The sequence below is a fragment of the Streptomyces sp. AM25 genome, from assembly GCF_058146165.1.
In genome coordinates, this window is sequence record NZ_JBKIWN010000001.1 from 89,137 (window position 1) to 114,684 (window position 25,548).

The following is a 25,548-nucleotide window of genomic DNA, read 5'->3' on the forward strand; positions in this document are numbered from 1 at the left end:
ACGGATCCCGGGGCCGACGCCGTGGGCCCGGACCGGCCCGCAGGGTCCGGGGTTCACCCGGTGCGGGCCGGCGGCCGGGGTCAGGAGAGGCCGAGCTCGTTGTCGAGGAGGTCGAAGACGTCTTCGTCGGAGGCGGAGTCGAAGTCGAAGCCCTCCTCGTCCGAGGAACCCTCACCGTCGGCTCCGGTGCCGGCGGTGTCCCGCAGGGCACCCCACTTCGCCCTGAGCACTTCGAGACGGCCCGCGATCTGCTCGTGGACCTCCTCGGTGACCTCGAGTCCGCCGAACGCCTTCTCCAGCTTCTCGAGTTCACCCAGGAGCAGGTCCGGTCCGGACGGCGCCTCGGGAGCGATCAGCCCGTGGAGGTGGCCGACGAGCTCGCCGGGGGTCGGGTAGTCGAAGAGCAGGGTCGCCGGCAGCCGCACGCCGGTCAGCGCGCTGAGCCGGTTGCGGAGTTCGACCGAGGTCAACGAATCGAAGCCGAGGTCCTGGAACGCCCGGTCCGGGGTGATCCCGGCAGCTCCGTCATGACCGAGTACGAGCGCGACCTGGCCGCGTACGACGTCGAGCACGGCCTCGCGTCCCTCTTCCGCGGACAGCCCGGACAGGCGCTGCACCAGACCCTCCGCCGCCGCACTGTCCGTACCGGCCCCGGCCGTGCGCCGTACCTGCGTACGGATCAGGCCGCGCAGCAGCGGCAGGGGCTCGCCCTGGGCCCGCAGCGCTGCGAGGTCGAGACGGACAGGGAGTACCGCCGGTTCGTTGGCGCCGAGCGCGGCGTCGAAGAGCGCCGTGCCCTCCTCCGCGGACAGCGGGGGCATCCCGGAACGCGCCATCCGCTGAACGTCGGCGTCGGTCAAGGTGCCGGTCATGCCGCTGTCCTGGGCCCACGGACCCCAGGCGAGCGATGCCGCCGGGAGGCCCCGGGCGTGCCGGTGAGCAGCCAGGGCGTCCAGGAAGGCGTTGCCGGCCGCATAGTTGGCCTGACCTGCGCTGCCGAAGGTGCCCGCCACGGAGGAGAACACCACGAACGCGTCGAGGTCCAGGTCCTTGGTGGCCTCGTGCAGGTGCCAGGCCGCGTCCACCTTCGGCCGCAGGACAGCAGCGAGCCGCTCCGGCGTCAGCGAACCGACTACGCCGTCGTCGAGAACACCGGCCGTGTGAACGACGGCAGTTACCGCGTGCTGGGCGACCAGAGCGGCCACCGCTGCACTGTCGGTCACATCGCACGCCTCGACGACCGCCTCGGCACCGTACTCGGCAAGCTCAGCCACCAACTCCGCGGCACCCTCGGCCTCCGAACCACGACGACTGACCAGCAGCACACTCCGCACCCCGTGCTCGGCCACCAGATGCCGCGCCACCACACGACCCAGACCACCCGTACCACCAGTGATCAGCACCGTGCCCGACTCGCCCCAGGCAACAGCATTCTGCGCCTCAGTACGTGCCAGCCGCGCCGCCAGCACCTCGCCACCACGCACCAGCAACTGCGGCTCGTCCGTGGCCAGCGCCTGGGACAACATTTCCGCCTCGGCGTCGCCTTCCAAGTCCACGAGGACGAACCGGCCCGGGCTCTCCGACTGTGCGGAACGGACCAGTCCCCACACCGCAGCACCAGCCAGATCGCCGCCGGAAATCGCACCGCGCGTCACGAACACCAGGCGCGCATCCGCGAACCGCTCCCCCGCCAGCCACGACTGCACCAGCTCCAACGCCCAGGCAGCAGCAGCATGCACGGACTCCACCGTGCCGGCATCCTCAGCCCTGTACTCGACCAGTACGGCCTCGGGGACATCTGCGTCGCTCAGCGTGCCAAGAACGACGTGCTCATCAGTGAGCGGGACGGGCACCCAGTCGAGCGTGAAGAGCGAGTCACGGTCCCGGGTCCGCAACTGCTCGGCAGACAGCTTGCGTACGGTCAGCGACTCCACCGAGGCCACCGGCGCGCCGGCAGCGTCGGCGACAGCAAGCGATATGCCGCTGTCGAGACGGCGGATACGGACACGGACGTGCGAAGCCCCTGTGGCATGCAGGGACACGCCGTTCCACGAGAACGGAACGCCCGTCTCGTCGGACCCGCTCAACATCGCCGCATGCAGTGCGGCATCGAAGAGCGCCGGGTGCAGACCGTAGGCAGCACCGTCCGTGCCCTCCGGCAGCCGGACCTCGGCGAAGATGTCCTCGCCGGACGTCCAGGCTGCTTGCAGGCCCTGGAAGACCGGCCCGTACGCGAACCCGGCTGCTGCGAACTGTTCGTAGCAGCCCACCACATCAAGGGTTTCAGCACCCTGCGGGGGCCACACCGACATGTCGGACACCAACGGCTCCGCGCCCGCGGTCACCGTGCCGCTCGCGTGCAGCGCCCACGGCTCCTCGCCCTCACGCGAGTGCACCGCCACGGACCGACGACCCGATGCATCGGGTTCACCGACCCACACCTGCACCTGCACACCCGCCCCCGAGTCGGGAAGCACCAACGGCGCGGCGAGCGTGAGCTCTTCGAGCAGACCACAGCCGACCTCATCGGCCGCCCGCAGCACCAACTCGACCAATGCCGTACCCGGCACCAGGACCGAATCCAGCACCACATGGTCCGCCAGCCACGCATGCGACGCAGTCGACAGCCGACCAGTGAACAACAGACCACCGGACCCGGCCAGTTCCACCGCAGCACCCAACAGCGGATGCTCCGCAGAGCCCAGACCCGCGAACCGCACATCCCCCGCACGCCCCACGGACGCCGACGGCCAGAACCGCTCGTGCTGGAACGCATACGTCGGCAGATCCACCTGCCGCGCGCCGGTACCGGTGAAGAACGGTGCCCAGTCGACGCTCGTTCCACGGACGTACAGCTGGCCTAGTGCGCTCACGACGGCCGATTCTTCGTCCCTGTTCCTGCGCAGGGCGGGAACGAGAACGGCATCCTCGGTCAGCGATTCCTGGGCCATGGCCGACAGCACGCCGTCCGGCCCGAGTTCCAGGAACCGGGACACGCCTTCGGCTTGCAGGGCCCGTATGCCGTCCGCGAAACGCACCGCCTCGCGGACGTGACGCACCCAGTAGTCGGCGGAGCCCAACCGCTCCCCGCCGGCCAGTGCACCGGTCAGGTTCGACACCACCGGCACCGTCGCCGTGCCGAACGACAGCCGGGCCACCTCGGCGCGGAAGTCGTCGAGCATCGGTTCCATCAGCGGCGAGTGGAAGGCATGCGAGACCCGCAGCCGGTTCGTCTTCCTCCCCTCACCCTCGAAGTGCGCACGCACCGCCTCGACCCCGGCCTCCGTACCGGAAACCACCACCGACCGCGGCCCGTTGACCGCCGCAACCGCAACATCGCCGGTCAGCAGCGGCAACACTTCATCCTCAGTGGCCTGGACTGCGACCATGGCACCGCCCGGAGGCAGAGCCTGCATCAACCGGCCACGCGCCGCCACCAACGCACACGCATCCCCCAGCGAGAACACACCCGCCACATGCGCAGCCGCGACCTCGCCGATCGAATGCCCGGCCACGAAGTCCGGACGCACACCCCACGACTCCATCAGCCGGAACAGAGCAACCTCGACCGCAAACAACGCCGCCTGCGCATACACGGTCTGGTTCAGCAGCTCCGCATCCTCACCCCAGACCACACCCCGCAACGGACGCTCCACATGCTCGTCCAGAGCCGCACACACCGCATCGAACGCCTCCGCGAACACCGGGTAACGGCCGTACAGTTCCCGGCCCATACCCAGCCGCTGCGAACCCTGACCCGAGAACAAGAACGCCGACTTCCCCGGTCGGGCCGCTCCTTCGGCCAGGCCCGTGCCGGCCTCACCGGCCACGAGCGCCTTGAGGCCCTGTTCCAGGGCATCCCGGTCGGCGCCCCACACCACCGCGCGATGCGCGAAGCGTGACCGGCCCACGGCGGACGAGTACGCCAGGTCCGTGGCCTTTGCGTCGGACATGCGGTCGATGTGGGACAGCAACCTGGCCGCCTGGGCGCGCAGCGCGTTCGCGGACTTGCCGGACAGCACCAGCGGTACGAGAACTTCGGATGCCGCCACGGGTTCCAACGCATCGGCGGGCTGCTGCGGTTCGGGCTCGGGTCGCTCCAGGATGACGTGCGCGTTCGTCCCGCTGATGCCGAAGGACGAGACTCCCGCACGGCGCGGGCCGTCGCCCTCGGGCCAGGCGGTCCGCTCCGTGAGCAGTTCGACGGCGCCGGCCGACCAGTCCACGCGGGACGAGGGCGCATCGACATGCAGGGTGCGCGGAAGCTCACCGTGGTGCATGGCCATGATCATCTTGATCACACCTGCGACACCCGCCGCGGCTTGCGTGTGGCCGATGTTGGACTTGATCGAGCCGAGAAGCAGCGGACGTGCCGGGTCACGGTCCTGGCCGTAGGTGGCCAGGAGGGCCTGCGCCTCGATCGGGTCACCCAGCGTGGTACCCGTACCGTGCGCCTCCACCACGTCCACATCCGCCGTCGACAGGCCCGCACTGGCCAGCGCCTGCCGGATCACCCGCTGCTGCGACGGACCGTTCGGTGCCGTAAGGCCATTGGACGCACCGTCCTGGTTGACCGCCGAGCCACGGACTGTCGCCAGGATCCGGTGCCCGTTGCGGCGCGCGTCCGACAGGCGCTCCAGCACCAGCATGCCCACGCCCTCGCCCCAGCCGACACCGTCGGCCGCATCCGAGAACGCCTTGCAGCGTCCGTCCGGGGAGAGCCCGCGCTGCCGCGAGAACTCCACGAACGTCCTGGGCGTCGACATCACCGTCACACCACCGGCGAGCGCCAGCGAGCACTCACCGGACCGCAGCGACTGCGCAGCCAGATGCAGAGCGACCAGCGACGACGAGCACGCCGTGTCCACCGTCACGGCCGGACCCTCGAAACCGAAGGTGTACGACACCCGGCCCGACGCCACACTGCCGGCGCTGCCGTTGCCCTGGTGTCCCTCGAAGTCGGGGCCGGTCAGAAGGTTGATGTAGTCGTTGTACATGACGCCCGCGAAGACACCGGTACGGCTGCCGTGCAGCGTGACCGGGTCGATGCCGACCCGCTCGATGGCCTCCCACGTGGTCTCCAGCAGCAGGCGCTGCTGCGAGTCCGTCGCCAGCGCCTCCCGGGGGCTCATCCCGAAGAAGCCCGGGTCGAACTGCGCCGCCTCCCGGAGGAACGTGCCCGCACGGGTGTAGCTGGTTCCCGTGTGGTCGGGGTCGGGGTGGTAGAGGGACTCCACGTCCCAGCCGCGATCGGCCGGGAAGTCCGAGACCGCGTCCACGCCGTCCGACACCAACCGCCACAAGTCCTCAGGCGACGCCACACCACCCGGGTAGCGGCAGCTCATCCCGACGATCACCACCGGGTCATCCGCCACCGACATCGAAACCGGCATCGGCAGGGCCTCGCCGGTCTGCTTCTCCGTGCCGAACAGCTCGTCCAGCAGGTAGTCGACCAACACGTCCGCCGTCGGATAGTCGAAGACCACCGTCGCCGGCAGCCGCAGACCGGTCACCGTGCTCAGCAGGTTGCGGAGTTCGACCGCCGTCAGGGAGTCGAAGCCGAGGTCGCGGAAGGCCCGCGAGGAGTCGACCTCTTCGGTCCCGGTGTGCCCGAGAACCGTGGCGATCTCTGCGCGAACGACGTCGAGCAGGTGCTCGCGCCTGCCCTCACGGGACAGGGCGGTCAGCCCCTGCACCAGCCCGGACACCGCGGCTGCGCCGGACCGGCGCGTACGGGTACGGACCAGGCCGCGCAGCAACGGCAGGGGCTCGCCCTGCGCACGGAGCGCCGCAAGGTCCAGGCGCACGGGGAGGACCGCCGGGGCCTCCGCCCCGCGCAGGGCGGCGTCGAAGAGGGCCAGTCCCTGTTCCGCCGAGAGAGGCGGCATGCCGGAGCGTGCCATCCGTTCGACGTCGGCGTCGGTCAAGGTGCCGGTCATGCCGCTGTCCTGGGCCCACGGGCCCCAGGCGAGCGATGCCGCCGGGAGACCCTGGGCGTGCCGGTGAGCAGCCAGGGCGTCCAGGAAGGCGTTGCCGGCTGCGTAGTTGGCCTGGCCCGCGCTCCCCAGCGTGCCCGCCACGGAGGAGAACACCACGAACGCGTCGAGGTCCATGTCCTTGGTGGCCTCGTGCAGGTGCCAGGCCGCGTCCACCTTCGGACGCAGGACAGCAGCGAGCCGCTCCGGCGTCAGCGAACCCACAACACCGTCATCAAGCACACCCGCCGTGTGCACCACAGCAGTGATCTCATGCCACGACATAAGGTCCGCCACCGCCGCGCTGTCGGTCACATCGCACGCCTCGACGACCGCCTCGGCACCATACTCGGCCAACTCGGCCACCAACTCCGCGGCACCCTCGGCCTCCGAACCACGACGACTGACCAGCAGCACACTCCGCACCCCGTGCTCGGCCACCAGATGCCGCGCCACCACACGGCCCAGACCACCCGTACCACCAGTGATCAAAACCGTGCCCGACTCGCCCCAGGCGAACTCCGCTGCCGTGGAGAAGTCCATACGGGCAAGGCGCGGAACGAGCACCTCGCCGTCGCGGAGCAGGAGTTGCGGCTCGTAACAGGCCAGGGCCTGCGGCAGCACGGTCGTGTCCGTGTCACCGTCGAGGTCGGCCAAGACGAACCGACCCGGGTTCTCCGACTGCGCCGACCGCACCAGCCCCCACACCGCAGCGGCGGCAAGGTCCGTACCGTCCACCGCACCCCGCGTCACAAACACCAGACGCGCATCCGCGAACCGCTCCTCCGCCAGCCACGACTGCACCAGCTCCAACGCCCAGGCAGCAGCAGCATGCACGGACTCCACCGTGCCGGCATCCTCAGCCCTGTACTCGACCAGTACGGCCTCGGGGACATCTGCGTCGCTCAGCGTGCCAAGAACGACGTGCTCATCAGTGAGCGGGACGGGCACCCAGTCGAGCGTGAAGAGCGAGTCACGCTCGCCGGTCTGCAACTGCTCGGCAGAGATCGGTCGTACAGTCAGCGACTCCACCGAGGCCACGGGCGCGCCGGCGGCGTCGGCCAGGGCAATCGACGTGCCCTCTCCGGAAGGCCGGAGCCGGACCCGTAGCTGCGAGGCGCCTGAGGCGTGCAGGGACACGCCGTTCCATGAGAACGGGACGCCCGTCTCGTCGGACCCGCTCAACATCGCCGCATGCAGTGCGGCATCGAAGAGCGCCGGGTGCAGACCGTAGGCAGCACCGTCCGTGCCCTCCGGCAGCCGGACCTCGGCGAAGATGTCCTCGCCGGACGTCCAGGCTGCTTGCAGGCCCTGGAACGCCGGCCCGTACGCAAACCCGGCATCGGCGAACTGTTCGTAGCAGCCGGCCACGGCCAAGGGCTCGGCACCCGCCGGGGGCCACACCGATGTGTCGAACACGGGCAGCTCCGCTTCACCCGTGGCCAGCGCGCCGCTCGCGTGCAGGGTCCACGGTTCCTCGCCCTCACGCGAGTGCACCGCCACGGACCGACGACCCGATGCATCGGGTTCGCCGACCCACACCTGTACCTGCACACCCGCCCCGGAGGCCGGAAGCACCAGCGGCGCGGCCAGCGTCAGCTCTTCGAGCAGACCACAGCCGACCTCGTCAGCCGCCCGCAGCACCAGCTCGACGAGCGCCGTACCCGGCACCAGGACCGCATCCAGCACCACATGGTCCGCCAGCCATCCGGCCGACGCAGTCGACAGGCGGCCCGTGAACAGCAGCCCGCCGGACCCGGCCAGTTCCACCGCAGCGCCCAACAACGGATGCTCCGCCGAGCCGAGTCCCGCAGACCGCACATCGCCGGACCGCGCTACCGCGGCCGGGGGCCAGAACCGCTCGCGCTGGAACGCGTACGTCGGCACATCGGCCCACCGTGCGCCGGAGCCCGCGAAGTATGCCGCCCAGTCGACGGGGACACCGTGAACGTGCAGCTGTGCCAGGGCCGTGAGCAAGGTCGGTTCCTCGGCACGTCCCTTCCGCAGTGCCGGCGCGAAGGCGGCCTCGTCCGGAACGGACTCCGCGGCGAGTGCGGAGAGCACTCCGTCGGGACCGAGTTCCAGGAACACGGACACGCCCTGCTCCCGCAGCGTGCTCACGCCGTCGGCGAACCGTACGGCCTCACGGACATGGCGCACCCAGTAGTCGGCGGAGCCGAGTTGTTCCGCGGTGGCCGGTTCACCCGTGAGGTTCGAGACGATCGGGATGCCCGGCGTGCCGTACGTCACGTTCTCGGCGACGGCGCGGAAGTCGTCGAGCATCGGTTCCATCAGCGGCGAGTGGAAGGCATGCGAGACCCGCAGCCGGTTCGTCTTCCTCCCCGCACCCTCGAAGTGCACCCGCACCGCCTCGACCCCGGCCTCCGTACCGGAAACCACCACCGACCGCGGCCCGTTGACCGCCGCAACCGCAACATCGCCGGTCAGCAGCGGCAGCACTTCATCCTCAGTGGCCTGTACGGCCACCATCGCGCCACCCGCAGGCAAGGCCTGCATCAACCGGCCACGCGCCGCCACCAACGCACACGCATCCCCCAGCGAGAACACACCCGCCACATGCGCAGCCGTGATTTCACCGACCGAGTGCCCCAGCAGTTGGTCCGGGCGGATGCCCCACGATTCCACCAGCCGGAACAGGGCGACCTCGATCGCGAACAGCGAGGTCTGCGCGTACAGGGTCCGGTTCAGCAGCTCGGCGTCCTCACCCCAGACCACGTCCCGCAGCGGACGCTCCAGGTGCTCGTCCAGCGCCGCACACACCGCATCGAACGCCTCTGCGAACACCGGGTAACGGCCGTGCAGTTCGCGGCCCATACCCAGCCGCTGCGAACCCTGACCCGAGAACAGGAACGCACGCCGGCCCGAACCGGCCTCGCCCGTCGCGACGATGTCCGTGTCGCTCCCGCCTTCGGCGAGCGCGGCGAGGGAGCGCAGCAGGGCGTCGCGGCCGGAGGCCAGGAGAACCGCGCGGTGCTGGAAGCCGGAGCGGCCCGTCGCCAGCGAGTAGGCGGCGTCCACGAGCCGCTGTCCGGGCTCGCGTTCGAGGTGCGCCAGCAGCTGTGCCGCCTGCGCCTTCAGGGCCTTGTCGTTCCGGCCGGAGAGCAGTACGGGCACCGGGCCCTCGGGAGCGGCCGCTTCGGGCTCCGCGGTCACCGGCTCCGGGCGCTCCAGGATCACGTGCGCGTTCGTCCCGCTGATGCCGAAGGCGGAGACGCCTGCGCGCCGCGGCCGACCGGTCTCGGGCCAGGTCTCGGCCCGCGACAGCAGTTCCACTGCGCCGGCGCTCCAGTCGACGTGTGTCGAGGGCGCGTCGACGTGCAGGGTGGGCGGAAGCTCGCCGTGGTGCATGGCCATGACCATCTTGATCACACCGGCGACGCCCGAGGCGGCCTGTGCGTGGCCGATATTGGACTTCACCGAGCCGAGCAGCAGCGGACGGTCCTCCGGACGGTCCTGGCCGTAGGTGGCCAACAAGGCCTGCGCCTCGATCGGGTCACCCAGCGTCGTACCCGTACCGTGCGCCTCCACCGCATCCACATCCGCCGTCGACAGGCCCGCGCTGGCCAGCGCCTGCCGGATCACCCGCTGCTGCGACGGACCGTTCGGCGCCGTCAGACCATTCGACGCACCGTCCTGGTTGACCGCACTGCCGCGTACGACGGCCAGCACCCGGTGCCCGTTCCGACGAGCATCCGACAGACGCTCCAGTACGAGGATGCCGGCGCCTTCGGACCAGCCGACACCGTCGGCCGCGTCCGAGAACGCCTTGCAGCGGCCGTCCTCGGAAAGTCCGCCCTGGCGGGAGAACTCCACGAACGTCAGCGGGGTGGCCATCACCGTCACACCGCCTGCGAGCGCCAGCGAGCACTCACCGGACCGCAGCGACTGCGCAGCCAGATGCAGAGCGACCAGCGACGACGAGCACGCCGTGTCCACGGTCACGGCCGGACCCTCGAAACCGAAGGTGTACGACACCCGGCCAGACGCCACACTGCCCGCGCTGCCGCTCCCCTGGTATCCCTCGAACTCGCGCCCGGCCAGGAGTTGCGCGTAGTCGTGGTACATGACGCCCGCGAAGACACCGGTACGGCTGCCGCGCAGGACGGCCGGGTCGATGCCCGTGCGCTCCAGGGCCTCCCAGGACGTCTCCAGCAGCAGCCGCTGCTGGGCGTCGGTGGTCAGGGCCTCTCGGGGGCTCATCCCGAAGAAGCCGGGGTCGAACTCCGCCGCGTCATGGAGGAATCCGCCGGAGCGGGTGGCGATGGCGCCTTCGCGGTCGGGGTCGTAGGTGTCGTCGATCTCCCAGCCACGGTCGGTCGGGAAGCCGGAGACGGCGTCGCCGCCCTCGGACACCAGCCGCCACAGGTCCTCGGGCGAGCTGACGCCGCCGGGGAAGCGGCAGCTCGTGCCGACGATGACGACCGGGTCGTCCGCCAAGGACGGGAGGGCGGACACGGGGAGCAACTCCCCGGTGTCCGTGCCGAACAGCTCGTCGTGGAGGTGGTCCGTCAGCGCGTCGGCCGTCGGGTAGTCGAAAACGGCCGTGGCCGGCAGCCGCACACCGGTGGACTTGCCCAGCTTGTTGCGGAGTTCGATCGCGGTCAGGGAGTCGAAGCCGAGGTCCTGGAAGGCCTTCGACGGATCGATCGTCTCCGGGAGCGCGTGGCCCAGGACCACCGCGATCCCTTCGCGCACCAGGTCCAGCAGTGCTGCGCGCCGGTTCTCCGCGGCCAGCCCGGCCAGACGCTGCACCAGCCCGGACGCCGTGGCCGAACCGGCAGCCGCCGAGCGCCGGGCGCGCGTGCGGATGAGGCCGCGCAGCAGCGGCAGGGGGTCGCCCTGCGCACGCAGGGCCGTGAGGTCCAGGCGGACGGGAAGAGCCATGGGCTCTCCGGCGGCGAGGGACGCGTCGAAGAGGGCCACGCCTTCCTCGGCGGAGAGCGGGGGCATCCCGGAACGGGCGATGCGCTGGAGGTCGGCATCCGTGAGGGTGCCGGTCATGCCGCCGTCCTGCGACCACGGACCCCACGCCAGCGACACCGCCGGAAGGCCGTGCTCCCGGCGGTGTTGCGCCAGGGCGTCCAGGAAGGCGTTGCCCGCTGCGTAGTTGGCCTGACCTGCACTGCCGAAGGTGCCCGCCACGGAGGAGAAGACCACGAACGCGTCGAGGTCCATGTCCTTGGTGGCCTCGTGCAGGTGCCAGGCCGCGTCCACCTTCGGACGCAGGACAGCGGCAAGCCGCTCCGGCGTCAGCGAACCCACGACGCCGTCGTCGAGGACGCCGGCCGTGTGGACGACGGCGGTGATCGGGTGCTGGGCGACCAGGGCGGCCACCGCCGCGCTGTCGGTCACATCGCACGCCTCGACGACCGCCTCGGCGCCGTGCTCGGCAAGCTCGGCCACCAACTCCGCGGCGCCTTCGGCCTCCGGGCCACGACGGCTGACGAGCACCAGGCTCCGCACCCCGTGCTCGGCCACCAGATGCCGGGCCACCACGCGACCCAGACCACCCGTACCACCAGTGATCAAAACCGTGCCCGACTCACTCCAGGCAACAACACCCTGCGCCTCAGTACGTGCCAGCCGCGCCGCCAGCACCTCGCCACCACGCACCAGCAACTGCGGCTCATCCGTGGCCAGCGCCCGCGGCAGCACGCTCACATCGGCGTCACCGTCCAGGTCCACGAGGACGAACCGGCCCGGGCTCTCCGACTGTGCGGAACGGACCAGTCCCCACACCGCAGCACCGGCCAGATCGCCGCCGGAAATCGCACCGCGCGTCACGAACACCAGGCGCGCATCCGCGAACCGCTCCTCCGCCAGCCACGACTGCACCAGCTCCAACGCCCAGGCAGCAGCAGCATGCACGGACTCGACCACGTCGGAGGAACCGGTCGGCGGCGCGACCAGCACGGTCTCGCGGACATCGGCTCCGGTCGGGAACTCCACGTCCGAGCCGATCCGGAACGGCCCCCCGTCCGCGCCTGCGGCAAGGTCGACGCTCTCGTTCGTGAGCGGGACGGGAGTCCAGTCCAGCTTGAACAACGAGTCGCGGTTGCCGGCCTGCAACTGGTCGGCGGAGATGGGACGTACAGCGAGCGAATCCACCGAAGCCACGAGCGTGCCGGCCGGGTCGGTGATGGCGATCGCCAGGCCGCTGTCGACGGGGCGGATACGGACGCGGACGCGCGAGGCACCGGAGGCGTGCAGGGAGACACCGTTCCACGAGAACGGGACGCCCGTCTCGTCAAAGTCTCGCAATCGCGCCGCGTGCAGTGCGGCATCGAAGAGCGCCGGGTGCAGACCGTAGGCAGCACCGTCCATGCCCTCCGGCAGCCGGACCTCGGCGAAGATGTCCTCGCCGGACGTCCAGGCTGCTTGCAGGCCCTGGAACGCCGGCCCGTACGCGAACCCGGCCGCTGCGAACTGCTCGTAGCAGCCCGCCACATCAAGGGTTTCAGCACCCTGCGGGGGCCACACCAACGCGTCGGACACCGGCGGCTCCGCGCCCGTGGTCACGGCACCGCTCGCGTGCAGGGTCCACGGTTCTTCCCCCTCACGCGAGTGCACCGCCACGGACCGGCGACCCGATGCATCGGGTTCACCGACCCACACCTGCACCTGCACACCCGCCCCAGAGGCAGGAAGCACCAACGGCGTGGCGAGCGTGAGCTCTTCGAGCACGTCGCAGCCGACCTCATCGGCCGCCCGCAGCACCAACTCGACCAATGCCGTACCCGGCACCAGGACCGAATCCAGCACCACATGGTCCGCCAGCCACGCATGCGACGCAGTCGACAGCCGACCAGTGAACAACAGACCACCGGACCCGGCCAGTTCCACCGCAGCACCGAGCAACGGGTGCTCCGCAGAGCCCAGACCCGCGAACCGCACGTCCCCCGCACGTACCGGCCCACCGGACGGCCAGAACCGCTCGTGTTGGAACGCATACGTCGGCAGATCCACCCGTCGGACACCGGAACCCGCAAAGACCGCTGCCCAGTCCACCAACACGCCATGGACGTGCAGGTGTGCCAGGGCACTCAGTACGGTCGTCTCCTCCGGCCGGTCCTTGCGCAGCACGGGGGCGAACAGTGTCTCTTCCGGTGCCGACTCGCGGGCCATGGCCGACAGCACGCCGTCCGGGCCGAGCTCCAGGAACCGTGTCACGCCCTCTGCCCGCAGCGCACGTATCCCGTCGGCGAAGCGGACCGCCTCGCGGACATGGCGCACCCAGTAATCGGCCGAGCAGAGCAGCTCCCCGGTGGCCGGCCGGCCCGTCAGGTTCGACACGACCGGTACCACCGGCGCACCGAACGACAGGCCTTCCACCACGGCGCGGAAGTCGTCGAGCATCGGTTCCATCAGCGGCGAGTGGAAGGCATGCGAGACCCGCAGCCGGTTCGTCTTCCTCCCCTCACCCTCGAAGTGCACCCGCACCGCCTCGACAGCAGCCTCCGTACCGGAAACCACCACCGACCGCGGCCCGTTGACCGCCGCAACCGCAACATCGCCGGTCAACAACGGCAGCACTTCATCCTCAGTGGCCTGGACAGCCACCATGGCACCACCCGCAGGCAGAGCCTGCATCAGCCGACCACGCGCCGCCACCAACGCACACGCATCCCCCAGCGAGAACACACCCGCCACATGCGCAGCCGCGACCTCGCCGATCGAATGCCCCGCCACAAAGTCCGGACGCACACCCCACGACTCCACCAGCCGGAACAACGCCACCTCGACCGCAAACAGCGCAGCCTGCGCATACACGGTCTGATTCAGCAACTCCGCATCCTCACCCCAGACCACACCCCGCAACGGACGCGCCACATACTCATCCAGCGCCGCACACACCGCATCGAACGCCTCCGCAAACACCGGATAGCGAGCATGCAACTCCCGGCCCATACCCAGCCGCTGCGAACCCTGCCCCGAGAACAAGAACGCACGCCGGCCCGAACCGACCTGCCCCTCCCCCGCGATCCCCGCATCGCTCCGGCCCTCGGCCAGCGCCGACAGGGACCCGAGCAGACCGTCCCGCTCGGCGGCCAGGACGACCGCGCGGTGCTGGAACCCTGAACGGCCCGTCGCCAGCGAGTACGCGACGTCCACGAGCCGCTGCCCGGGCTTGTCCTGGACGTGCGACAGCAGGCGGGCCGCCTGGGCCCGCAGGGCCTCCTCGCTCCGGCCGGAGAGCAGCAGCGGCACCAGGCCGTCGAAGGCAGCCGCTTCGGGCTCGGCGGCGGCCACCGGCTCGCGGTCCGGCTGTTCAAGGATGACGTGCGCGTTCGTCCCGCTCACGCCGAAGGACGAGACACCCGCACGGCGGCGCTCGGACACCGGCCACTCGGCCGACTCGGTGAGGAGCTCGACGGCGCCGGCGCTCCAGTCGACGTGCGTCGAGGGCGCGTCGACGTGCAGGGTCTTCGGCAGGACACCGTGCTGCATCGCCATGACCATCTTGATGACACCGGCAACGCCCGAGGCGGCCTGTGCGTGGCCGATGTTGGACTTCACAGTGCCCAGCAGCAGCGGACGGTCCTCCGGACGGTCCTGGCCGTAGGTGGCCAACAAGGCCTGCGCCTCGATCGGGTCACCCAGCGTCGTACCCGTACCGTGCGCCTCCACCGCATCCACATCCGCAGCCGAGAGCCCGGCACTGGCCAGCGCCTGCCGGATCACCCGCTGCTGCGACGGACCATTCGGCGCGGTCAGACCGTTCGACGCACCGTCCTGGTTGACCGCACTGCCACGTACGACGGCCAGCACCCGGTGACCGTTCCGGCGCGCGTCCGACAGGCGCTCCAGCACCAGCATGCCCACGCCCTCGCCCCAGCCGACACCGTCGGCCGCATCCGAGAACGCCTTGCACCGTCCGTCCGCCGACAGCCCGCGCTGCCGCGAGAACTCCACGAACGTGGTCGGCGTCGACATCACCGTCACACCGCCGGCCAGAGCGAGCGAGCACTCCCCCGAGCGCAGCGCCTGCGTCGCCCAGTGCAGGGCGACCAGCGACGACGAGCACGCCGTGTCCACCGTGACCGCAGGGCCTTCGAAGCCGAAGGTGTACGACACCCGGCCCGACGCGATGCTGGCCGCGCTGCCGTTGCTGCGATAGCCCTCGAACTGGTCACCGACCAGGATCTCGCTGTAGTCGGTGTACATCACGCCGGCGAAGACGCCCGTCCGGCTGCCGCGCAGCGCGGCCGGGTCGATGCCGGCCCGTTCGATCGCCTCCCACGTGGTCTCCAGCAGCAGGCGCTGCTGCGAGTCCGTCGCCAGCGCCTCCCGGGGGCTCATCCCGAAGAACTCGGGGTCGAAGTCCCCCGCGTCGTGGAGGAACCCACCGCTGCGGGTGTACGAGGTGCCGAGCGCATCGGGGTCGGAGCTGTAGAGCGACTCCACGTCCCAGCCACGGTCGGCCGGGAAGTCCGAGACCGCGTCCACGCCGTCCGACACCAACCGCCACAAGTCCTCCGGCGACGCCACACCACCCGGGTAGCGGCAGCTCATCCCGACGATCACCACCGGATCGTCCGCCACCGACACCGGAACCGGCACCGCTTCATCGGTCTCCGCCTCCCCGCCGAACAGCTCGTCCAGCAAGAAGTCGACCAGTGCGCCCGCCGTCGGGTAGTCGAAGACGGCGGTCGCCGAAAGGCGCAGCCCCGTCGCCTTGTTGATCCGGTTGCGCAGTTCCACTGCTGTCAGGGAGTCGAAGCCGAGTTCCTGGAACGCCCGGGTCGGGTCGACGCCGTCCGGGCTCGCGTGGCCCAGGACGACCGCGATCTGGGCCCGGACCAGGTCGAGCAGCACTTCGCGTCGTTCGACCGCCCCGAGCCCGGACAGACGTCCCACCAGGCCCGCCGCCACGGCCGAACCGGCGACCGCGGAGCGTCGGGCACGGGTCCTGATCAGTCCGCGCATCAGTGCGGGGACGTCCCCCTGCTCGCGCAGCGCGGCCAGGTCGAAGCGCACGGGGAGAACACGTGCTTCGTCGGCGGCCAACGCCGCGTCGAAGAGCGCGACGCCTTCTGCGGGGGTGAGTTCGGGCATGCCCATGCGCGCGATGCGCTGGAGGTCGGCCTCGGTGAGGGTGCCGGTCATGCCGCCGTCCTGCGACCACGGACCCCACGCCAGCGACACCGCAGGGAGATCCTGCGCGCGTCGGTGTTGCGCCAGGGCGTCCAGGAAGGCGTTCCCGGCTGCGTAGTTGGCCTGGCCCGCGCTCCCCAGCGTGCCCGCCACGGAGGAGAACACGACGAACGCGTCGAGGTCCAGGTCCTTGGTGGCCTCGTGCAGGTTCCAGGCCGCATCCACCTTCGGGCGCAGGACGGCAGCGAGCCGCTCCGGCGTCAGCGAACCCACAACACCGTCGTCGAGAACGCCTGCCGTGTGAACGACGGCAGTGATCTCGTGCCACGACATGAGGTCCGCCACCGCCGCACTGTCGGTCACATCGCACGCCTCGACGACCGCCTCGGCACCATGCTCCGCCAGCTCGGCCACCAACTCCGCGGCGCCCTCGGCCTCCGAGCCACGACGGCTGACCAGCAGCACACTCCGCACCCCGTGCTCGGCCACCAGATGCCGCGCCACCACACGGCCCAGACCACCCGTACCACCAGTGATCAGCACCGTGCCCGACTCGCCCCAGGCAACAGCACCCTGCGCCCGGGTACGTGCCAGCCGCGCCGCCAGCGCCTCGCCACCACGGACCAGCAACTGCGGCTCGTCCGTGGCCAGCGCCCGCGGCAGCACGCTCACATCGGCGTCACCGCCCAGATCGACCAGGGCGAACCGGCCCGGGTTCTCCGACTGCGCCGACCGCACCAGCCCCCACACCGCAGCGGCGGCAAGGTCCGTACCGTCCACCGCACCCCGCGTCACAAACACCAGACGCGCATCCGCGAACCGCTCCTCCGCCAGCCACGACTGCACCAGCTCCAACGCCCAGGCAGCAGCAGCATGCACGGACTCCACCGTGCCCTCGCCCCGGTCGGCGTCGACCGGCACCAGCACCGCGCCCGGCAGGGGCCGGTCCTCGGCCAGCGAGGCGAGGTCTGTATGGGTATCCAGTGTCACGACGGTCTCGGCCGCAGCGGCCGACGGCAGGCGTACGGGCGTCCAGTCCAGGCGGAAGAGGGAGTCGCGCCCGGCCGGGCCCGTGCCGCCCGCCAGTTGCTCGGCGGAGACCGATCGCAGGACCAGGGTGCCCACGGTCGCGACCGGCTCGCCGGTGGTGTCCGCGACATCGACGGAGATGGTGTCGGCGCTGTGCCGGACGACCCGGACCCGTATGGCCGAGGCGCCGGATGCGTGCAGCGAGACGTCTTCCCAGGAGAACGGGACGGCGCCCCGGTCCACTCCATTGAAGCCGCAGACGTGCAGGGCCGCGTCCAGCAGTGCCGGGTGCAGGCCGTAGGAGGACGCGTCGTCCTCGGCGGCTTCGGGCAGGGCGACCTCGGCGAACACCTCGTCGCCACGGCGCCACGCGGCCCGCAGGCCCTGGAAGTGCGGTCCGTAGGCGAGGCCGCTCTCGGCCAGGTCCGGGTAGATGCCGGTCAGGTCGACGGGGTCGGCGTCGGCGGGCGGCCAGGCCTCGGTGTGGAAGTCGTGGCCGGGGCCGGCCGGCCGGTCGCCCGTCGCGAGGATGCCGGTGGCGTGCCGGACCCACGGCCGGTCGCCCTCGCCCTCCGGGCGGGAGCGGGCGGTGAGGGTGCGGTTGCCGGATTCGTCGGCGGGGCCGACGCGCAACTGGAGCTGCACACCGCCGTGGTCGGGCAGGACGAGCGGGGCGGCCAGGGTCAGTTCGTCGATCCGGTCGCAGCCGACCTCGTCGGCGGCGCGGACGGCGAGTTCGGCGAATGCCGTGCCCGGCAGCAGGACCGAGCCCATCACCACGTGGTCGGCCAGCCAGGGGTGCGAGTGGAGGGACAGGCGCGAGGTGAACAACAGACCCTCGTCGTCGGCGAGTTCCACGGCGGTGCTCAGCAGCGGGTGTCCGGCCGCGTCGAGGCCGGCGGCGCCGATGTCCCCGGCGCCGGCGGGGTCGGGGGTCGGCCAGTACCGCTCGTGCTGGAAGGCGTACGTCGGCAGGTCCACGAGGTGCGTGCCCGTGCCGGCGAAGAAGCCGGGCCAGTCGAACACGGTTCCGTGTACGTGCAGTTGACCCATGGCGGCGAGCAGTGTCGTCTCTTCGGGGCGGTCCTTGCGCAACGCGGGGGCGAACAGCATCTCTTCCGGTGCCGACTCGCGGGCCATGGCCGAGAGCGTGCCGTCGGGGCCCAGTTCCAGAAAACGTGTGACGCCTTCCTCGTGCAGGGCCCGTACGCCGTCGGCGAAGCGTACGGCTTCGCGGACATGGGTCACCCAGTATGCGGCGGTGCACAACAGGCCCAGGGTGGCGGGGCGGCCGGTCACGTTCGAGACGACGGTGCGTTCCGGCTCGGCGTAGGACACGCGCTCGGCGACGGCGCGGAAGTCTTCGAGCATCGGTTCCATCAGCGGTGAATGGAAGGCGTGCGAGACCCGCAGCCGGTTCGTCTTCCTCCCCTCAGCCGCGAAGTGGGCGCGCACCGCCTCGACCGTGGTCTCCGTGCCGGAAACCACCACCGACTGCGGACCGTTGACTGCAGCAATCGCAACGTCGTCGGTCAGGTGCGGCAGCACTTCTTCCTCAGTGGCCTGCACGGCCACCATCGCGCCACCCGCAGGCAGAGCCTGCATCAGCCGGCCACGCGCCGCCACCAGCGCACACGCATCCCCCAGCGAGAACACACCGGCCACGTACGCGGCGGCGATCTCTCCGACCGAGTGGCCGGCGACGTACTGCGGGCGCATGCCCCAGGACTCGACCAGTCGGAACAGGGCGACCTCGATGACGAACAGCGAGGTCTGTGCGTACAGGGTCTGGTTCAGCAGCTCGGCGTCCTCGCCCCAGACCACGTCCCGCAGCGGACGCTCCAGGTGCTCGTCCAAGGCCGCGCACACCGCATCGAACGTCTCCGCGAACACCGGGTAGCGGGCGTGCAGTTCGCGGCCCATGCCCAGCCGCTGCGACCCCTGACCCGTGAAGAGGACGGCGTCCTTGCCCTCGTGGGCGGTGCCCGTGGCCGTGAAAGCGTCGCTCTCGCCCTCGGCCAGGGCGGTCAGGGCGCGCACCGCGGCAGCGTGGCTGTCGGCCGGGACGACCGCGCGGTGATCGAAGGCCGTGCGCGTCGCCAGCGTGTACGCGAGGTCGGCGAGCCGGGTGGTGGGGTCGTCCTGGAGGCGGGTCAGCAGCCGGGCGGCCTGGTCCTGCAGGGCGTTCGTGCTCCTGCCGGAGAGCAGGAGGGGCAGCGTGCCGTCGACCGGTGCGGCCGGGGCCTCGGAGGCCGTGGGCTCGGGCTGTTCGAGGATGACGTGCGCGTTGGTGCCGCTGATGCCGAAGGCGGAGACGGCGGCGCGGCGCGGCCGGTCCGCTTCGGGCCAGCCGGTCCGTTCGGTGAGCAGTTCGACCGCGCCCGCGGTCCAGTCGACGTGCGGGGTGGGCTCGTCGACGTGCAGGCTCTCGGGCAGCTCTCCGTGCTGCATGGCCAGGACCATCTTCATCACGCCGGCCACGCCCGCGGCGGCCTGCGTGTGCCCGAGGTTGGACTTCACCGATCCGAGCAGCAGCGGACGTGCGGGGTCGCGGTCCTGGCCGTAGGTGGCCAGCAGGGCCTGCGCCTCGATGGGGTCGCCGAGCGCGGTGCCCGTGCCGTGGGCCTCGACGGCGTCCACGTCGGACGCCGACAGGCCTGCGTTGGCCAGCGCCTGGCGGATGACGCGCTGCTGCGAGGGGCCGTTGGGGGCGGAGAGGCCGTTGGAGGCGCCGTCCTGATTGACGGCCGAGCCGCGGACGACCGCGAGGATCTGATGGCCGTTGCGGCGGGCGTCCGACAGCCGTTCCACGAGAAGCAGGCCGACGCCTTCGCTCCAGCCGGTGCCGTCCGCGCCGGCCGCGAACGGCTTGCAGCGGCCGTCGGGGGCCAGGCCGCGCTGCCGGGAGAACTCCACGAAGGAAGAGGGGGTGGCCATCACGGTCACGCCGCCGGCCATCGCCAGCGAGCACTCGCCCGAGCGCAGCGACTGCACGGCCATGTGGAGGGCCACCAGTGACGACGAGCATGCGGTGTCCACCGTCACCGCGGGGCCCTCGAAGCCGAAGGTGTAGGACACCCGGCCGGAGACCACGCTCAGTGCGTTGCCGATGAGTGCGTGGCCGGCGACCTCGTCCTGTGCGGCGTCCAGGACGGTGCGGTAGTCCTGGGAGTTGGTGCCGGCGAAGACGCCCGTGCTGCTGCCGCGCAGGGAGGCGGGGGCGATGCCGGCCCGTTCGAGGACCTCCCAGGCGGTCTCCAGCAGCAGCCGCTGCTGGGGGTCCATGGCCAGGGCCTCGCGCGGGGAGATGCCGAAGAAGTCCGCGTCGAAGCCGGCCACGTCGGCGAGGAAGCCGCCCGTGCGGGCGTAGCTCATGCCGTGGTGGTCGGGGTCGGGGTGGTAGAGACGGTCGAGGTTCCAGCCGCGGTCGCCGGGGAAGTCGGAGACGCCGTCGGTGCCGTCGGCCAGCAGTTGCCAGAGGGTCTCGGGCGAGCTCACCCCGCCGGGGAAGCGGCAGGCCATGCCCACGATGGCCACCGGTTCGTCGAGGACGACGGCGGCCTGCTGCACGGCGACTGCGGTGGCGGCCGTGCCCAGGACCTCGGCGTGCAGGTACGCGGCGATCGCGGTGGGCGTGGGGTGGTCGAACAGCAGGGTGGCGGGCAGCAGCAGGTCCGTCGTGGCGGACAGGCGGTTGCGCAGGTCGATCGCCATCATCGAGTCGAAGCCCAGGGCGTGGAAGGGGCGTTGGGCGTCGATGGTGTCCGGTGAGCTGTGGCCGAGGGTCTTGGCGGCCTCTTCCCGGACCAGGTCCAGCAGGGCCCGTTCCTGCTCGGCGGCCGGGAGGGCGCCGATCCGCTCGCTCAGCGGGGAGCGTGCGGCGCGCGGGCCGTCGCCGGTGTCGAGGGCGCGGCGTGCTTCGGGCAGGTCGCCGATGAGGGGGCTGGGGCGGACGGCGGTGAGGGCGGGGGCGTAGGCGGCCCAGTCGATGTCGGCCACCGTGACGTTCGGCGTGTCCTGGGCGAGGGCCTGGCGGAGGGCGGCGAGTGCGGGGACGGCGGCCATGGGGACGAGTCCGTCGCGGCTGAGCCGGTCGGCCAGGTCGCCGGTGGCCATGCCGTGGTCGGCCCAGGGGCCCCAGGCCACGGAGGTGGCGGGCAGTCCCTGGCGGTGGCGCTGTTCGGCGAGGGCGTCCAGGAGGGCGTTGGCGGCGGCGTAGTTGGCCTGTCCGCGGTTGCCCAGGACGCCGGTGACCGAGGAGAACAGGACGAACATGTCCAGGCCGAGGTCGCTGGTGAGTTCGTGCAGGTGCAGTGCGGCGGTGGCCTTGGGGCGCAGGACGGTTTCGAACCGTTCGGGGGTGAGGGCGTCCAGGACGCCGTCGTCCAGGACGCCGGCGGCGTGCACGACTCCGGTCAGGGGCAGGTCGGCGGGGATGGCGGCGAGGACGGCGGCCAGGGCGTCGCGGTCGGCGGCGTCGCAGGCGGCGACGGTGACGCGGGTGCCGCGTTCGGTGAGTTCGGCGGCGAGTTCCCGGGCGCCGGGGGCATCGGGGCCGCGGCGGCCGGTGAGCACCAGGTGTTCGGCTCCGGCGTCGGCGAGCCAGCGTGCGACGTGTGCGCCCAGTGCGCCGGTGCCGCCGGTGACCAGGACGGTGCCGTGGGCGGTCCATTCGGTTCCGGTGTCGCCGCCGGGGGCGATGCGTGCCAGGCGGCGGGCGAAGCGGCCGGCCGGGCGGACGGCGACCTGGTCCTCGCGTGCGGCGAGGGTGCCCAGGAGGCCGGCGGCGATCCGGGCGTCGATGTCCTCGGGGAGGTCGACGAGCCCGCCCCAGCTGTGCGGGGATTCCAGTGCGGCCACCCGTCCGAGGCCCCACACCTGGGCCTGCGCGAGGCTGGTGACCGTCTCGCGCCGGTCGACGGCGACGGCGCCGCGGGTGGCGCACCACAGCGGGGCCTGGATGCCGGAGGTCTCCAGGGCGCGCAGCAGGGCCGCGGTGGCGGTCACGCCGCGCGGTACGGAGGGGTGGTGGGGGTGCGGCTGTTCGTCGAGGGCCAGCAGGGAGAGGACGCCGTCGACAGGTGTGCCGGGCTGCGGGAGGGTGGCGGCGGTCTCGTCGGTGGCGGGCAGGACGAACTGTTCGGTGCGCAGGCCCTGTTCGCGGAGGGTGTCGAGGAGCCGGGTGGTCCAGGGGTCGCCGGCGGCGCTCTCGGGGAGTACGACGAGCCAGTTCCCGCTGGTCATCAGGGTGTTGGGGGCCGGGAGGGGGGTCCAGTGCGTGCGGTAGCCCCAGCTGTCCGCGGTGGCCTGGGTCCTGCGCTTCCTGTGCCATGCGGAGAGGGTGGGCAGGAGGCTGCCGAGCGAGTCGGCGTCGCTGCCGTCGATGGCGAGGACGGCCGAGAGTCCTTCGAGGTCCTCTCGTTCGACGGCTTCCCAGAATCCGGATTCGAAGGCCTCGGTGGCGGCCGGTCCGTCGGCAGCCGGCCCGTCCGGTTCCAGCCAGTACCACTGGCGCTGGAAGGCGTAGGTGGGCAGTTCGACGCGGGCGGTGCCGGGCGTGCCGAGCCAGACGGCGCGGTCGACGGCGGCACCGTGCACGAAGGCGGTGGCGATGCCTTCGGCGAGGGCGTGCGTCTCGGGGCGGCCGGTGCGCAGCAGGCTGACGAGGACGGGCTGTTCGGGGCCGGCGAGGGAGTCGTGGACCATGGGGGTGAGCACGCTGCCGGGGCCGATCTCCACGAAGGCGGTGACGCCCTCGGTTTCGAGGGTGCGCACGCCTGCGCAGAAGCGGACGGTGTCCCGGACCTGCCGCACCCAGTACTCGGGCGAGCGGAGTTCCTCGCCGGTGGCGGTCTCGCCGGTGACGGTGGACACCACGGGGATGCGGGGGGCCTGGTACTCCAGGCTCTCGGCGACGCGCCGGAAGTCCTCCAGCATGCCGTCCATGTGCGGGGAGTGGAAGGCGTGGCTCACCCGCAGCCGCTTGGTGCGGCGTCCTTGCTCCTCCCAGTGGGCGGCGATGCGGGAGACGGCGTCCTCGTCGCCGGAGAGGACCGTGGAGCGGGGGCCGTTGACGGCGGCGACGGCGACGCGGTCGGCGTGGTCGGCCAGGGCGGCGCGGGCCTCGTCCTCGGTGGCCTCGACGGCGAGCATGGCGCCGCAGGCGGGCAGCGCCTGCATGAGGGTGCCGCGTGCGGCGACGAGCCGTGCGGCGTCCTGGAGGGAGAGGACTCCGGCCACGTGGGCCGCGGCGAGCTCGCCGATGGAGTGGCCGGCGACGAACTGCGGTGTCATGCCCCAGGATTCGACGAGCCGGTACAGGGCGGTCTCGAAGGCGAAGAGCGCGGCCTGGGTGTAGACGGTGCGGTCGAGCAGGGCGGACTCGGGCGTGCCCTCCTCGGCGAAGACGACGTCGCGGACGGGGAGTTCGAGGTGGGGGTCGAGTTCGGCGCAGGCCGCGTCGAAGGCCTTGGCGAACTCGGGGTGGGTCTCGTGGAGTTCGCGTCCCATGCCGGGGCGCTGGGAGCCCTGTCCGGTGAAGAGGAAGGCGGTGGTCGCCTTGGCGGCGGCGCCGGTCACGAGGCCGGCTGCGGTGCGGCCTTCGGCGAGGGCGTCCAGACCCGCGAGGAACGTGTCGCGGTCGTCGGCGACGAGGGCGGCGCGGTGCTCCATGAGGGACCTGGTGGCCGCGAGGGAGCGGGCGACGTCGGCCGGTTCGAGGCCGGCACGGGTGCGGACGTGGCCGGCGAGCCGCGCGGCCTGGGCCTGCAGGGCCGTACCGGTGCGCGCGGACAGGATCCAGGGCAGGGCGCCGGGCGGGGCGGCCGGCGCTGCGGGGGCCGGCTCGGTCTCGCGCGGGGGTGCCTGTTCGAGGACGACGTGGGCGTTGGTGCCGCTGATGCCGAAGGAGGAGACGGCTGCGCGGCGCACCCGGTCGGTGGCGGGCCAGGGTTCGAGTTCTGCGAGGAGCCTGGCGTTGCCCTCGTTCCAGTCGGCGTGCGGGGTGGGGGCGTCCAGGTGCAGGATGCCGGGCAGTTCGCCGTGCTGCATCGCCATGACCATCTTGATGACACTGGCGATGCCTGCGGCGGACTGGGTGTGTCCGATGTTGGACTTCATGGAGCCGATCAGCAGCGGCCGGTCGGCGGGGCGGTTCTGTCCGTAGGTGGCGAGCAGGGCCTGGGCCTCGATGGGGTCGCCGAGCGCCGTGCCCGTGCCGTGCGCCTCGACGGCGTCGACGTCGGCCGCGCCCAGCCCGGCGTCGGCCAGTGCCTGGCGGATGACGCGTTGCTGGGAGGGGCCGTTGGGGGCGGTCAGGCCGTTGGAGGCGCCGTCCTGGTTGACGGACGATCCCTTCAGTACGGCGAGCACGGGGTGGCCGTTGCGCAGGGCGTCGGAGAGCCGCTCGACGAGCACGAGTCCGACGCCTTCGGCCCAGGCGGTGCCGTCGGCGGCGGCCGCGAACGGCTTGCAGCGGCCGTCGGGCGCCAGGCCGCGCTGGCGGGAGAACTCCACGAACAGCTGCGGGGTGGACATGACGGTTGCGCCGCCCACGAGGGCGAGGGAGCACTCGTCCCGCCGCAGTGCCTGCGCCGCCAGGTGCAGGGCGACCAGCGAGGAGGAGCACGCCGTGTCCACGGTGAGGGCCGGGCCTTCGAGGCCGAGGACGTAGGAGATGCGGCCGGAGGCGATGCTGATGAAGTTGCCGGTGATCAGGTGGCCGCCGACCTCGTCCAGCTGCCGTCCGGCGGCCGTGTCGTAGCCGGCGTGGCCGGTGCCGACGAAGACGCCGGTGCGGCTGCCCGCGAGGGACTCCGGATCGATGCCGGCCCGTTCGACGGTCTCCCAGGCGGTCTCCATCAGCAGGCGCTGCTGCGGGTCCATGGCGAGGGCCTCGCGCGGGGAGATCCCGAAGAAGGCGGGGTCGAACTCGCCCGCGTCGTGCAGGAATCCGCCCTCGCGGGCATAGCTGGTGCCCTGGTGCGCCGGGTCGGGGTCGTAGAGCGCGTCGAGGTCCCAGCCGCGGTTGCCGGGCAGGGCGGAGGCCGCGTCGACGCCGTCGCGGAGCAGTTCCCACAGCTCTTCCGGTGAGCGGACGCCGCCGGGGAAGCGGCAGGCCATGGAGACGATCGCGATGGGCTCGCGCTGCTTCTGCTCGGACTCGTCCAACTGCTGGCGCGTCTCCTGGAGATCTGCAATCGCCCGCTTGAGATACTCGCGCAGCTTCGCCTCGTTCGACATCAGGATGCCAACCCCTCGTGGAATGCCGGGTTCTGGGGCACAGAGCGTCGACACTCACGTCTGACCCGTTATCAAGGCCATCCTGTTTCAAGGCCGACTCCGGGTTTCCCTAAAGCACGCCGAACGCACGTCGCCCGTATGCACGGGCCGCGTCCGCAGGGGCGGGCGGGGCGGTGCATACGGGCGT

1 protein-coding gene is annotated in these 25,548 nt (G+C 71.6%); it reads right to left on the reverse strand.

What is annotated here, in order from left to right; genetic code table 11:
* Positions 1-80: 80 nt before the first annotated feature.
* Positions 81-25,361, reverse strand: a complete 25,281-nt coding sequence (locus tag ACLHRZ_RS00450; protein WP_490416127.1) for a type I polyketide synthase — start codon at positions 25,359-25,361, stop codon at positions 81-83.
* Positions 25,362-25,548 lie beyond the last annotated feature (187 nt).

Excerpts from the sequence above, each read along its gene's own strand:
- ACLHRZ_RS00450 (WP_490416127.1), bottom strand. The coding sequence starts at position 25,361 with ATGTCGAACGAGGCGAAGCTGCGCGAGTATCTCAAGCGGGCGATTGCA.